Source organism: Enterococcus rivorum (assembly GCF_001742285.1).
Lineage (GTDB): Bacteria > Bacillota > Bacilli > Lactobacillales > Enterococcaceae > Enterococcus_L > Enterococcus_L rivorum.
Genome location: NZ_MIEK01000026.1, coordinates 1 through 13,083 on the forward strand (window position 1 = coordinate 1; position 13,083 = coordinate 13,083).

A 13,083-nucleotide genomic window follows, 5' to 3' on the forward strand; every position below is an offset into this window, starting at 1 on the left:
GAGATTTTAAAAAATCAAATTCAGCAATGGGAGCAATTAAAATATCAGCTGTCGTTACAAATTGACCAAGCGAAAGAATGGAAGCCAGATTTAGAACGGCGGTATATGAATGCCTGTAATACGGTAGACCGAATCCAAGAACGATTGGAAAAATTGTACGCATATAATGCTCATTCAGCCTCTATTTTTTCAGAATTTTATGCTAGTTTAGGTGAATTAGATGCGGGATTATCTGCTATTGAAACCAGCGGTGCATGGAATCCAAGCACAGGCACTTTCAATATTAACCGATTAAATATGACGTGGGCGAAACCAATTCAAGAGCGTTGGGCAAGACGAGAGCAACAGATTAAAGCAGCGAAAGATAAAGAAGTGAAAAAAGCTCTTGGGAAATTAGATGGGTATACGATTGTTTGTACCAATTTGGGCAGTACCAAAGAATGGTATTTGATGAAGAATGGCAAAATTCTTCCACCAAATGAATATTCCTCTCTTTATAAACAATTAGAGCAATTTAAAGATTATTTACCGAAAAATCGTTATACAGTCAAAGAAATGATGGTTATGAAAAATGAAATGCCGTTATCTCCAGTTTTTGGTGGAGGTATTTTAGGGAATATTGGTAAAATCGGTAAAGGTGTAGAGATCATCAACAAAGGTTTGGGCATTGTTAAAGTCGGACAATCCGTGATAGATCAAATAAAGTCAGCACCAAATATTAATTATATGAAAGAAGATTCTGATTTTAAGGATAAAGTGAAAAATGGTGAAAAATTAAAAGATCATTCAATAGTAGAAGATGATGAAGCGAATAATTTACCATCAAAGGGGCAACCTAATTCATCAACAGATTTACTGAATCCAGATGGTTCAGTTAAACAAAGAAGGTATTATGGTAAAGATGGTAAAGCAGTAGAAGATATAGACTTTAACCACACTGATGATGGTACTCATGAATTTCCGCATAGGCATAAATGGGATTGGAAGAAAAAAAATCCTAGACAAAAATAATATTTTGAGGTGAAAAAATAGTATGAAGGATATACATGATTATGAAATAAAAAGATATAGTATGGACTTTGTTACAAACGAACTTGTATTTAAAATAGAAAAAAATAATAATTTTAAGAAAATTATATTTTATAAAGTATTTGCCTATCATTTTTCTGATGAGATGGCTTATAGTGTAATATTAGATTTAGAGGAAAGAAATTTAGACCATTTTTTTAAGATGAATAAAAAATTATTAAATGATAGAAAAAACTATGGGTGGCCCATCATGTATGAAGATAATGATGAACTTAGAAAGAAAATAGAGGAAAGTCATGCAAACTATTATTTAATGCGTTCTTCTTATGGGATGGGTGGATGGATATTAGCGGAATCTGTTGAAATTATTGATAGTTAATATTTAGTTAAGAGTTAGAAATTTGTATGAATATATTTCCATTTGTCAAATTAAGTTGGACAAAGTATCCTCATCCATGTGACTCATAAATACTTCTAACGGTGTTTGGTAGTTCAGTGAATTTCTTGGTATGTGATTTCTTTTGGAGGCAACAGAGGACACGAAAGTCTGATCCACCTGATTAAAATCCATCTGTTTTGGTAACCCATCTCTACGAAGTAGCTCATTAGAATGTTCATTTAAGCCACGTTGTGATGGGGTTCCTGGATCAGAAAAATAGATGGCGATATCATTTTCATTACTGATTCTTTTCCAATTTGAAAACTCTTTGCCACAATCAAATGTTATCGATTTAAACAGATTTTTAGGAATCTGTTGGAGCTATTGGTTGGTGGCTCTTTCTATATCTTTGGCTTTGCGTCCTGCTGGTTTCAGCGTAATTATCACTTTTGACAGGCGTTCAACTAGCGTAATAATAGCACTTTTATGATGAAGGCCAACAATTGTATCCCCTTCTAAGTGGCCAAATTCCTGTTGAAAAGCAGGATAATCAGACCCTCGTTCTGAAAGGGTGGCTTGAAGGCCTGTTTTCCCCATCGCTCCTTGTGTCCATTCGGCTTGCGCTTGCCCTTCAAGGGAAGTTGGTTTACGTCAAATAACCGGCTTTTGAACTGTCGATAAAGGGTTCCAGTAGAACAAGAAATAGGAAACTCGCCTCGGCCAACAATAACATCTGGTGTCCATCCTTGAGCAACCTTGGTTCGAACATACTCCTGTTGATCAACAGGTAAAATAATTGGACGCCTGCCACAAAGGGCTTTATTCTCTTTGTACTGTTAATAATAGTCATAGGCAGTGTTCCCTTGTTTCAAAAAATGAAAGACTTTGTAAATCGTTTGTCTGGAACGTTTCAGTTGTTTAGCTACCTCTAAAACAGGTTGGTTATTTCTGAAATAAGCCTCTATCATCACAAGCTCATTTGGTGTAAGATGGGTATAGGTCATTTGTCTTCACTCCTCATAATTCTTTCGTCGGAACTATTTTGAGTGTAACACAAATGACTTTTTTTAGTTGTCTAGCTTAATTTTACTATCGGCGAAAAATAAAGAAAGCAATTGGAAAATAAACTCTCAATATCTCATACTCTAAATTACTTTTCCAATTGTTTTAAAACCTTTTCTGGGATGGCAGTTCTACTAATCTCACTAGGACCACTTGTTATTCTCTTTTGACTTATTTTTGCTTCCACAAATGAATGCGGCTTAAGTGGAGTAGGCGTTTCACCTGATAATTCATAATCCATTATTTGAGTTTCACCGTTTTCCTTAACAAATGTCAAGGTATAATGATAAGAGAATAACCCTTCTTCAATAGCGCCTGTGTCATTTTTTATTGGTTTTTTCTCTGGAATACTTTCTGGAACCAGAGCGTAAGCTTTCATGTCTTGATAAGTTTCAGCGTAATATTTATACCCAAAATAACCACCAACTAAAGCTATTATTACAAATAAAGAACCAAAAATTTTTTTCATATTAATCGTACCTTTCTGTGCTTGATGTAATTTAATAATAGCAAAAACAAGCAGAGAAGAAACATCGAAAGAGATAACAATTTTGTAAGCAGAAAAAAATGATGTAGGTTGTGAAAAAATAGTAATTATTGAACAATAGACAAAAATAAGAAGAGACAAAAAAAGCCCGAAAACCGATTATTTCTAATCAAATTTAGGCTCTTTATGAAAAATAGTTCTACTAGTTTAGCTGTTTCACAGGAATCCAGACTTCAAAGGTTGCATTCATAGGATTATTATCTAAATATAGTTCAATATCAGGACCGTTATCATATTCATACCCTGAACTAGGAAGCCAATCAGTAACAATTTTCTTTTCAAGCTCTTGGATACTATTGGGCATTGATCCTTCACCAGAAAAAATTGCCCAAGTAAAACTGTTGATTTGATATTCAGCAAGCTGTTCTGGCTTCGATTGATCCGAAGCAACGGCAATATAATAGGCGTTATCCTCATTTTCAGATAAAAAACCGGCACTCACTCCAAGAACTCCTTTAGGCTCTTGATTATTCAAAGGAAGTAACTCTTGAAGCCTTCCTTCTGTAGCAACCTTGTTCCAAAAAGCTGGAACTTCTTTGAAATTTTCTTCCATTGATTTTGACAGGGGAAGTTTTTCCCCTACAATTCTAAATGCCGGTAATTTTTCAATACGATACTCCATTTCAACATCTCCTCTAATAGAAATATGGAATTTGATTCGTGGAAAAGATTTTAGCTTGATCCCTGGTTGTTGTGCTTGTGAAGGAGGAAATCCTTGTAATTGTTTAAATGCACGAGCAAAAGAATTTGGTGAATCGTAGCCGTATTTCACTGCCACATAAATGACTTTCATCCCAGCTTGCAAGTCACTTCCAGCCAATGAAATCCGTCGCTTTCTAACATACTCAGATAAAGGAATACCCACCATGTAAGAAAAAATTCTCTGATAATGATACTCTGAACAATAAGCAATTCGTGCAATTTCTTTAGTAGATATTACTTGTGTTAAATGTGTTTCAATGTATTCCAACGTATTTTCTAAACGTTCAACCCATTCCATGTAGAATCAACTCCTATATTTAGTATAAGCTTTTGACGAAATAAGTAGCGCACTTTCTTTGCCCGATTTTGTATGATTCAAAAAGCCGGTCGATGATTTACTATTCTGTATAATAAACAGTATACCTCAAAAGGGATGAGAATTACTTTTCTTTTAATGAAATAAAAAAATATCCCCAATAAATTAGTCTTTATACTAATTTATTGGGGACTCGCAGATTATTCTGAATCTGCTTTATCAAAATATTTTTCTTCCGCTTCTTTGCGTGCTGCAATAGCATCTTCTAATTCATCAAAATAACTATTAAGCACAACCACTTTGTCTTTTTTTAACACTGCACGAAATCTTAACGTATTAACGTTATAAGTGATTCCTTCGTGATTAAATGATTCAAAGTAGTTTTCTAGTATTTTTTCTATTTCTTCAATAGAAAGATTTTTATTTTTTGCTAAGTTTATCAATCTGTTTTTTTGCTGTATGGTCAACTCTTCTATGCGGAATGGAAACTTCTCATATAACAATTCTCTGTCATCATTAATATACTGCATAGCAATCCTCTTTTCTGGCTAGTTTTATTTGTACCGACATCAGTATATCAAATTCCCCATTTTATTTACACTAAAAAACTCAAAGTTAAAAAATTGATGAGGGATTAAGCGCTTTCTATTCAAATTTAAGAAAGAATTGCACTTTTTATTAGCTATTAAGAGTAGGGAAACGATATTTGCTTAAAGGGAACAATTTTTTTAGTTTTTAAGATGAAATTTAGTATAAAGCAATGCTTGAAGCTAGTATTTTTTGTCATTATTACGAGATGAAATGGTGAAAATATTACGATAGCAAGCAAATATTCTCTTAAGAACCGGAAATTTCAAGTAATTTGTAGCTATGAAAGCAGAAAAAAAGAGGGAAACTGAAATTTAATTAAAATTTATGAACTATTTTAATTAAATTATGCTATAATGATAGGTAAGTATTATTATTGCGATGATTATTAATTAAGTTATCAAATTCTTTCCTAATTCTAATAGTGAAAATACGTCAAAAAGAGTAGCTTTGCTCTCAGATAATCACTCTATGCCTAATTCGAAAACAACATCGTTCAATGAAATCTCTGATTAATGCAACTCACGGCATTAAGAAAAACATAAAGCATAAAGTAATTAGACTAGCAAGACTACATAGAGAATTTTTGTGAATAATATGGAGGATCGATTAGGAGTATAGGGAGTTATTTTTAGGAAAGAGCGATTGCTTGGTAATGAGAAGAGTGGGATGATACGATAGATTTGAGACTTTTAGTGGGATATTAATTGAAATAGAAAAATGTTATTATTTTAAAGGGATTTGTCTTTAAAAAAGAAAAGTCACCAAATATTGATGACTGTTCTTTTTTGTAAAATTCTTGTATGGATTTAGAATTTACCAAGGCGCGTTTCCATAAGGAACTATTTCAATGATAAAATTGATAAGCATGATCTTCACCCCTTTCGATTTTATTATACCACTATATAGTTTTAATATGTATAGGTTATGAAAAAATATTGATAGGAGAACTGAATATGAAAGTTGCAGGAGAAAAAATAAAAATTGCTAGAAAAGAAAAAAGGTTATCACAAGCTGAATTAGCTAAAGGAATCTGTACACAAGCAACAGTTAGTAATATAGAGAATAAGAATGTCTGCGATAGCTTAGATATTTTTTCCTCAGTCTGTTTACGATTGGATTTACAAGTAGAAGAATGTATTGAGAACTCTAATGAACATAGATTAGAGAATATGTTAAATAAAATAGAGAATTTATGTGATGTTTTTAAGTATAAAGAAGCATATACAATGTTGAATGATTATAAAGAGGATATTTCGACATCAAACTATATTTTGGAGACAAAATTTTTCTATTATAAAGGAGTAACTAGCCTTTTAGGTGCTAAAAATAATAGTGAAGCTTTATTTTATTTGCATAGAGGTTCAGAGATTGATAGAGAAGTCAATGTTTATAATATATTAAGTGTAAATACAGTAGGTACTTTGTATGTAATGCAGGGAGATTTAAGGAAAGCTAAAGTTTATTTTGATAAGTCACTGGAGCTTTTAGGTAGATTTACTCAGGACATTCCAACTCAAGTTTGCAAAATTTATTATAGTTCTGCTAAGTTTTATTCATTGATTAAAGATTATTCTAAGAGTTATGAATTATGTATTCAAGGTATTGATTTAAATAAAAAGTACAATACTAATTATTCTTTAGATAAGCTTCTTTACGAAAAATCTTTTAATAAATATATGTTAGATAAAAATGCGGAAGAAGATTACAAAGCAGCTTACTATTTTGCTAAATTTTTTGGGAACGATAAACTAATTTCTGTTATTAAAAAGGATATTGAAGAATTCAACTATTCATTGTAACTATTTTGAAAAAGTAATTTATTTATGTTTAAATTTTAATAAAAAACGTTAATAGTCAACAATTGATTATTAACGTTTTTTGTATTGAAGTTTTTTCAACAGTTTTATCCAATGTTAATATTATTTTTTAACTTTATGATATTCCTTAAGTAACTCGAATTTAGTCTTACCAAAACTGCTTATAACTAAAAAAATATTATTAAACTAGAATCTTTTATTTATTTTCTTTTCAAAATATCTTTATTATTGAATTTATTTTTTTGTTGGATTTTTAGTAGAGAATGATGGTAAAATGATTATATTGGGATTTGAATTTAAGAAGATTTTTTTGGAAGGGAATATGTTATGAGGGTTTTAGGGATGAAAGTTAGAGATTCTAGAAAAAAGCAGCGCCTGTCTCAAAAGGCTTTAGCAGAAGGAATCTGCACTCAAGCGACAATTAGCAAAATTGAAAATAAAAATAGATGTGAAAGCTTAGATGTTTTTTCCTCCGTTTGTTCAAAGCTGGGATTAATTGTTTCTGATTGTCTGGAAAAATCAAATGAACAGGAGCTAGAGAAAATATTAGATGATGTAGAAAGCTTATGCGAACAGATGGAGCATAGGCAAGCTTACCAACTTCTTAAGAAATCTGATATAAATAGTGATCTGATTTCTGATGATCTTAAAATAAAATATCTCTACTATAAAGGCTCAACCTGCTTACTTACAGAATTTAATTATAAGCAAGCAATGATCTATTTAAATCAGGGGATTAAGATAATTAAAAAGCCAACGATTTATAACCTACTGAGTATGAATGCGATTGGAATTTCCTATCACCTTCAGGGGAAAATGAATCAAGCTAGAGAGTACCATGAAAAAGCCTATGAAATGATAGGACAACTTTTTGTTGACAAGCTACCAAGAGTGGCTTGTCGGTTGTTTTATAACTTAGCAAAGTTTTATTCTGAATGCAGAGACTATGAAAGAAGTATTCAATTATGTAATCAGGGAATTGAACTAAGCAAAGAGTTAAATTTCACATTCAATGTTGATGTATTACTATATGAGAAAGCCTATAATGAATATCATTTAAATGGGACTATTGAAGGCTACAAAATAGCTTACTATTTTACAGACTTTATGAATCATAAAGTCTTGATGGAAATAATCAAAAAAAATATGAAGGAATATAATATTCAGCTTTAATAGGAATTATTATACATAATGCTAATTTTAAGAACTGTGATTTCACTATTTAAAAAATAGGAGGAGTTAAATGAAGGTTTTAGGAAAGAAAATTCGAGAAAGAAGGAAAGAAAAAAAGTTATCTCAAATAGGATTAGCAGAAGGAATCTGTACCCAAGCGACAGTTAGCAAAATTGAAAATAAAAATAGATGTGAGAGCTTGGATGTGTTTTCTTCGATTTGCTCAAAGTTAGGTTTATCTGTTTTTGAGTGCTTAGAAGAAACTTATGAACAAGAAATAGACCGGATTTTAACTAATGTGGAATACTTGTGTGAGCAAGTAAGACACAGGGAAGCTTATGAACTTATTTATCAATACAATTTAGAAGGAAAATTCATAAGTCAAACTACCAAAATAAAATTCTTATATTATCGTGGGTTAACAAGTCTTCTTGGAAAATCTAAGTATGAAGAAGCAAAAAAATATTTAAGCCAAGGCGTAAACATAGAAAAACAACTTAATATTTACAATATCTTAAGTATGAATGCGATTGGTATTTTATATCAGTTACAAGAAAACTGGCAACAAGCGAAGGTATATAATGAAAAAGCATACAAAATGGTTCTTGATTTTCCTGATGATGAGTTACCAGCCATCGCCTGTAAGCTATTTTATAATTTAGCAAAATATTATTCTGCAGTAAGGGATTATGAAAGAAGTATTTTTTTGTGTGATGAAGGGATTAGGCTAAGTAAAAAAGAACATACTATATTTGGATTAGATGTCCTACTCTATGAAAAAGCTTATAATGAATTTTATTTGTACGGTACCACGGAAAGCTACAAATTCGCTTATTATTTTTCAGAATTTGCCAATCGTGAGGGCATGAAAAAGTTTTTAGAAAAAGAATTTAAAAAATATAATATTGAGTTGGAAAGACAGGTTTACTACTACCATAGTACTTGTTATTGAACCAAAACTATTGATTGAAATAAGTCAATCATTACAAACTAATAAAGTCAGAATTCTTTAGGTCAGACATAAATTAAAAAGGAGGAAACAATCTAAATAATTAATAGTTGGGAGAACTTAAATTGAAGGTATTAGGGGAAAAAATTCAGCAAGCAAGAAAAATGCACCGACTATCACAATCAGCCTTAGCAGCAGGAATTTGTACGCAAGCGACAATCAGTAAAATTGAAAATAAGAATAGGTGTGAAAGTTTAGACGTTTTTTCTTCTATTTGTTCAAAATTAGAATTATCTGTTTTTGAGTGCTTAGAAGAATCTTATGAACAAGAAACAGAACGGATTTTAACGGTTGTTGAAAAATTACGTGAGCAATTAAGAGCCTACGAAGCGCATGAAATTCTGGAAGAATATAATTTCAAAGAAGATAAATTGAGTTATTTTACTAAAACTAAATTTCTATACTACAAAGGCTCAACTTCGTTGCTTGGGAAATCTGATTTTGAAGGAGCAATAGCATATTTAAAACAGGTAGTTAGGATGAAGAACAAAACAAATATTTATCATATATTGAGTATGAATGCCATTGGGGTTTCTTATGAACTGCAAGGAAAGTATCGAGAGGCAGCTAAATATAATGAGAAAGCGTATCAGATGCTGAATGATTTTCCTGATGATGAGTTACCAGTTGTAGCTAGTCGGTTATTTTATAATTTAGCAAAATATTATTCTTCTTTAAAAGATTACGAGCGAAGCATTGAACTGTGTGAAGAAGGGATAAAATTATGTAAACGCAAGAATACTATCATGGGAGTAGATGTTTTACTCTATGAAAAAGCCTATAATGAATATCATTTAAATGGAGCTATTGAAGGCTACAAATTAGCGTACTATTTTACAGACTTTATGAATCACAAAGTCTTGATGGAAACAATTAAGAAAAATATGAAGGAATACAATATTCAGCTTTAAGAAGAGTCATTTTACATAACGCTAGATAAGGAGCTATAATCTCACTATTTTAAAAAGTAGGAGGAGTTTAATGGAGGTTTTAGGTAAGAAAATTCGAGAAAGAAGGAAAGAAAAAAAGTTATCTCAAATTGAATTAGCAGCAGGAATTTGTACCCAAGCGACCGTCAGTAAAATTGAATGCAAGAATAGATGTGAGAGCCTAGATGTGTTTTCTTCGATTTGCGCAAAGTTAGGTTTGTCTGTTTTTGAATGCTTAGAAGAAACGTATGAACAAGAAATAATCAGTTTATTAGATCATGTAGAAAATCTATCTGAAGTAGTAAAACATAAAGAAGCTTATGAAATTTTCAGTAAATATGAAGTTGATGTAGAGAAGTTAAATCCTTTTATTCAGACAAAATATTTCTATTATAAAGGAAGTACATCGCTACTTGGGGCATCCCTTTTTGAAGAGGCGCTAGTATATTTAGAACAGGGCATTATTATAAAAAATGAACCGACAATTTATAACATATTGAGCATGAATGCTATTGGTATTCACTATGAATTACAAGAGAAATTCGATAAAGCAAGAGGCTATAATGAGAGAGCTTACAAGATGATTAGGGAAATTTCTGAGAGGGAGTTACCACTAGTGGCATGCAAACTATTTTTTAATTTAGCTAAATTTTATTCTTCGTTGAAAGATTATAAAAGAAGTATTCAATTATGCAATCAAGGAATTAATTTATGTAAAAGTAAAAATTCTATTACATTGCTTGATAATCTTCTATACGAAAAAGCGTATAATGAATATTTTTTAACTGGCGAGACTGAAGGGTATCGAATCGCCTATTATTTTACAAAATTTGTAAACCATGAGTATATGATGAATTGTATAAAAAAAGATATGAAAGATTATCAAATTAAGCTATAGGGTGGTGTAGAGAGTATATGGAAATTTTAGGAAATAAATTTCGGGAAGCGAGAAAAAGAAAGCGGTTGTCTCAAACAGCCCTTGCAGCAGGAATCTGCACCCAAGCGACCGTTAGTAAAATAGAAAATAAGAATAGGTGTGAGAGTCTAGATATTTTTTATTCTCTTTGTACAAAATTAGACATTTTAGTTGAAGAATACTTGGTGGAGAATGAAGAGCAAGAGTTAACCAAAATTTTGGATGATGTGGAATATCTTTGTAATAATAACAAATGTAAAGAAGCATTCGAGCTACTCGAATGCTATGGGGATAAGGATGTAGTTAACTTAAGCAATGATTTAGCAGTTCGATATCTTTATTATAAGGGAAGAACTAGTTCAAATGGTATGTCATATTATAAACAAGGTTTGGCTTACTTAAATCAAGCCAAGAGCTTGTCGAAAAAAACTAGTGTTTACAGCTTATTAATTGAAAATGCAATTGCTGCAACCTATATGTTAAACGGAGAAGGCTTGAAAAAAGCGCAGCTTCATTTTGAAAGAATTAATCAAATGCTTCAAGAATTTTCTGAAGAATTGCTTCCGCCTATAATATGTGGACTTTATTATAATTTAGCAAAGTACTTTTCTGAATTAAAAGAATATCAAAAAAGTATAGATTTATGCAATGCAGGAATTAGGATCAATAAACGGACAAATTCAAATGTTTATTTGGTCTTTTTATTATACGAAAAAGCTTACAATGAATTTTATTTGGATGGAACTGAAGAAGGCTATCGCATTGCCTATTACATGTCAGAATTCATTAACCATGAATATATATTGGGCTGTATAAAAAAAGACATGAATAAATATAATATTGAGCTTTGAATCTATAAGTGGAGGTTGACTTTTGTATGAATAAGGAGGCAAGCGCATGAAGGTATTAGGAAATAAATTTCGGGAAGCTAGAAAAAATCAGCGGTTATCTCAAACTGTACTGGCAGCAGGAATCTGTACCCAAGCGACTGTTAGCAAAATTGAAAATAAAAATAGGTGTGAAAGCCTAGATATTTTTTATTCTTTATGTTCAAAGCTTAACGTAAAAGTGAATGACTATTTAGCAGATAATACGGAGCAAGAATTAGAATCTTTATTGGAGCAAGTTGAGGAACTTTGCAATCTTTTTAATTACAAAGAAGCCTATGAGCGTTTAAACAATTATCCTGTTGATTTAGAGGGAATGGCTACTGATTTAGCAGTCAAATATTTTTATTATAAAGGAACTACTAGTGCAATAGGGATGGAAAATTTTGAAGACGCCTTGGCCAATTTAAATCAAGCTGAGTCGATAAATAGGAAATCTGATTTTTATAGTATATTAATAATAAATAGTATTGCTGTGACGTATATCCTTAGTGAAGGACTTGAAAAATCTCAACCGTATTTTGAGAAAACCTATCAAATGCTTCAAGAATATCCCAAAAATAAATTATCCGCTAACGCTGCGATTCTCTATTATCGTTTAGCAAAATACTATTCAAAAATAAAAGCGTATCAAAAAAGCATTCAATTATGTGATAAGGGAATCCAACTATGTAAGGAAGCCAGTTCTAATAGTTGTTTGGATTTATTACTCTATGAAAAAGCTTACAACGAATACTTTTTGAATGGAACGAAAGAATGGTACAAAATCGCTTATTACTTTACTGATTTTATTAATCACGAAGAAATGATGAAATACATTAAACAAGACATTGCAAAATACAAAGTCGAATTATGAAGAGGGGAGGAGAAAATGAAGGTTTTAGGAAATAAATTTCGGGAAGCTAGAAAAAAGCAACGGTTATCTCAAACAGCACTGGCAGCAGGAATTTGCACCCAAACCACCGTTAGCAAAATCGAAAATAGAAACAGGTGTGAAAGTCTAGATATTTTTTATTCTCTTTGTTTAAAATTAGGTGTAGCGGTAAATGATTACTTAGCGGAAAATAAGGAGCAAGAATTAGAGCGAATCCTTGATGAGGTAGAAGTGTTGTGCATTGGTTTTAAGCCTGAGTTAGGGTATAAGATGCTTTCTAATTATTTCGTAGATGTTAGTCAATTGCCAGATTCTTTGGCAATTAAGTATTTCTATTATATGGGGGCAACAAGAACACTAAGCATGAACGGTTTTAAAGAAGCACTTTTTTATTTAAGCCAAGCTGAGAAACTAATCCAGAAAAATAACATATATAACATAATGAGTACTAACGCTATTGGGATAACTTATCTATTGAGTGAAAGTATGGAAAAGGCTCAGCCATATTTTGAAAAGGCCAATCAAATGCTTCAAGAATTCCCCGAAGACGCACTACCTGCTATCGCTTGTGGTCTCTATTATAATTTAGCAAAATATTATTCTGAACTGAAAGAATATCAGAAAAGTATTGAACTTTGTGACGCGGGTATTAAGTTAAGCAGGAAAGAAGAGACAAATATCTACTTAGATGCGCTACTTTATGAGAAGGCCTACAACGAATTCTATTTAAATGGAACAGCGGAAAGCTATAAAACGGCCTACTATTTTACACGTTTTATTGAAAATCAACATATTTTGGGTCATGTCATAAAGGACATGGAGAGATATGACATTGCATTATAAGAGCGTATC

Annotated in this window: 12 protein-coding genes and 2 pseudogenes; 10 read left to right on the top strand and 4 right to left on the bottom strand. The window is 31.5% G+C overall.

Going from position 1 to position 13,083, the window contains the following annotated elements; translation table 11 throughout:
- A pseudogene (locus BCR26_RS18520) lies at nt 1–1,011 on the top strand (hypothetical protein); the annotation flags it as partial.
- A 22-nt stretch (nt 1,012–1,033) separates the two neighbouring features.
- Nucleotides 1,034–1,408 carry a hypothetical protein gene (locus BCR26_RS09855; protein ID WP_069698823.1) on the top strand — a complete coding sequence of 125 codons (375 nt, stop codon included), beginning with the start codon at nt 1,034–1,036 and terminating at the stop codon, nt 1,406–1,408.
- 45 nt (nt 1,409–1,453) lie between these two features.
- Here the strand turns inward: BCR26_RS09855 and BCR26_RS09860 are convergent.
- From BCR26_RS09860 to BCR26_RS09875, 4 genes and pseudogenes are all read right to left on the bottom strand, one after another.
- Nucleotides 1,454–2,412 (bottom strand): annotated as a pseudogene (locus tag BCR26_RS09860) (IS30 family transposase).
- Between the two features lie 146 nt (nt 2,413–2,558).
- Nucleotides 2,559–3,098, bottom strand: a complete 540-nt coding sequence (locus tag BCR26_RS09865; protein WP_245676959.1) for a YxeA family protein — start codon at nt 3,096–3,098, stop codon at nt 2,559–2,561.
- Between the two features lie 61 nt (nt 3,099–3,159).
- Nucleotides 3,160–4,017, bottom strand: a complete 858-nt coding sequence (locus BCR26_RS09870; protein ID WP_069698825.1) for an AraC family transcriptional regulator — start codon at nt 4,015–4,017, stop codon at nt 3,160–3,162.
- A 218-nt stretch (nt 4,018–4,235) separates the two neighbouring features.
- Nucleotides 4,236–4,565 carry a hypothetical protein gene (locus BCR26_RS09875; RefSeq protein ID WP_069698826.1) on the bottom strand — a complete coding sequence of 110 codons (330 nt, stop codon included), beginning with the start codon at nt 4,563–4,565 and terminating at the stop codon, nt 4,236–4,238.
- A 1,014-nt stretch (nt 4,566–5,579) separates the two neighbouring features.
- On the opposite strand from BCR26_RS09875, the gene BCR26_RS09880 reads away from it, so the two are divergent.
- From BCR26_RS09880 to BCR26_RS09915, 8 genes are all read left to right on the top strand, one after another.
- A complete protein-coding gene (locus BCR26_RS09880) occupies nt 5,580–6,425 on the top strand; it encodes a helix-turn-helix transcriptional regulator (RefSeq protein WP_069698827.1) in 846 nt (281 codons plus the stop codon).
- 360 nt (nt 6,426–6,785) lie between these two features.
- A complete protein-coding gene (locus BCR26_RS09885) occupies nt 6,786–7,616 on the top strand; it encodes a helix-turn-helix domain-containing protein (protein ID WP_169818875.1) in 831 nt (276 codons plus the stop codon).
- A 70-nt stretch (nt 7,617–7,686) separates the two neighbouring features.
- Entirely contained in the window at nt 7,687–8,568 is an 882-nt protein-coding gene (locus BCR26_RS09890) for a helix-turn-helix domain-containing protein (RefSeq protein WP_069698829.1), read from the top strand.
- A 122-nt stretch (nt 8,569–8,690) separates the two neighbouring features.
- Entirely contained in the window at nt 8,691–9,536 is an 846-nt protein-coding gene (locus tag BCR26_RS09895; protein WP_069698864.1) for a helix-turn-helix domain-containing protein, read from the top strand.
- 70 nt (nt 9,537–9,606) lie between these two features.
- The gene (locus BCR26_RS09900) at nt 9,607–10,452 is read left to right on the top strand and encodes a helix-turn-helix domain-containing protein (RefSeq protein ID WP_069698830.1); all 846 of its coding nucleotides are present in this window, start codon (nt 9,607–9,609) and stop codon (nt 10,450–10,452) included.
- 17 nt (nt 10,453–10,469) lie between these two features.
- Entirely contained in the window at nt 10,470–11,321 is an 852-nt protein-coding gene (locus BCR26_RS09905; RefSeq protein ID WP_069698831.1) for a helix-turn-helix domain-containing protein, read from the top strand.
- 46 nt (nt 11,322–11,367) lie between these two features.
- Nucleotides 11,368–12,213 carry a helix-turn-helix domain-containing protein gene (locus BCR26_RS09910; RefSeq protein WP_069698832.1) on the top strand — a complete coding sequence of 282 codons (846 nt, stop codon included), beginning with the start codon at nt 11,368–11,370 and terminating at the stop codon, nt 12,211–12,213.
- A 15-nt stretch (nt 12,214–12,228) separates the two neighbouring features.
- On the top strand, nt 12,229–13,074 hold the full coding sequence (locus BCR26_RS09915; RefSeq protein WP_069698833.1) for a helix-turn-helix domain-containing protein: 846 nt from the start codon (nt 12,229–12,231) through the stop codon (nt 13,072–13,074).
- Nucleotides 13,075–13,083: the final 9 nt, after the last annotated feature.

Excerpts from the sequence above, each read along its gene's own strand:
- BCR26_RS09905 (WP_069698831.1), top strand. The coding sequence starts at position 10,470 with ATGGAAATTTTAGGAAATAAATTTCGGGAAGCGAGAAAAAGAAAGCGG.
- BCR26_RS09870 (WP_069698825.1), bottom strand. The coding sequence starts at position 4,017 with ATGGAATGGGTTGAACGTTTAGAAAATACGTTGGAATACATTGAAACA.
- BCR26_RS09910 (WP_069698832.1), top strand. The coding sequence starts at position 11,368 with ATGAAGGTATTAGGAAATAAATTTCGGGAAGCTAGAAAAAATCAGCGG.
- BCR26_RS09900 (WP_069698830.1), top strand. The coding sequence starts at position 9,607 with ATGGAGGTTTTAGGTAAGAAAATTCGAGAAAGAAGGAAAGAAAAAAAG.
- BCR26_RS09890 (WP_069698829.1), top strand. The coding sequence starts at position 7,687 with ATGAAGGTTTTAGGAAAGAAAATTCGAGAAAGAAGGAAAGAAAAAAAG.
- BCR26_RS09875 (WP_069698826.1), bottom strand. The coding sequence starts at position 4,565 with ATGCAGTATATTAATGATGACAGAGAATTGTTATATGAGAAGTTTCCA.
- BCR26_RS09855 (WP_069698823.1), top strand. The coding sequence starts at position 1,034 with ATGAAGGATATACATGATTATGAAATAAAAAGATATAGTATGGACTTT.
- BCR26_RS09885 (WP_169818875.1), top strand. The coding sequence starts at position 6,786 with ATGAAAGTTAGAGATTCTAGAAAAAAGCAGCGCCTGTCTCAAAAGGCT.
- BCR26_RS09880 (WP_069698827.1), top strand. The coding sequence starts at position 5,580 with ATGAAAGTTGCAGGAGAAAAAATAAAAATTGCTAGAAAAGAAAAAAGG.
- BCR26_RS09915 (WP_069698833.1), top strand. The coding sequence starts at position 12,229 with ATGAAGGTTTTAGGAAATAAATTTCGGGAAGCTAGAAAAAAGCAACGG.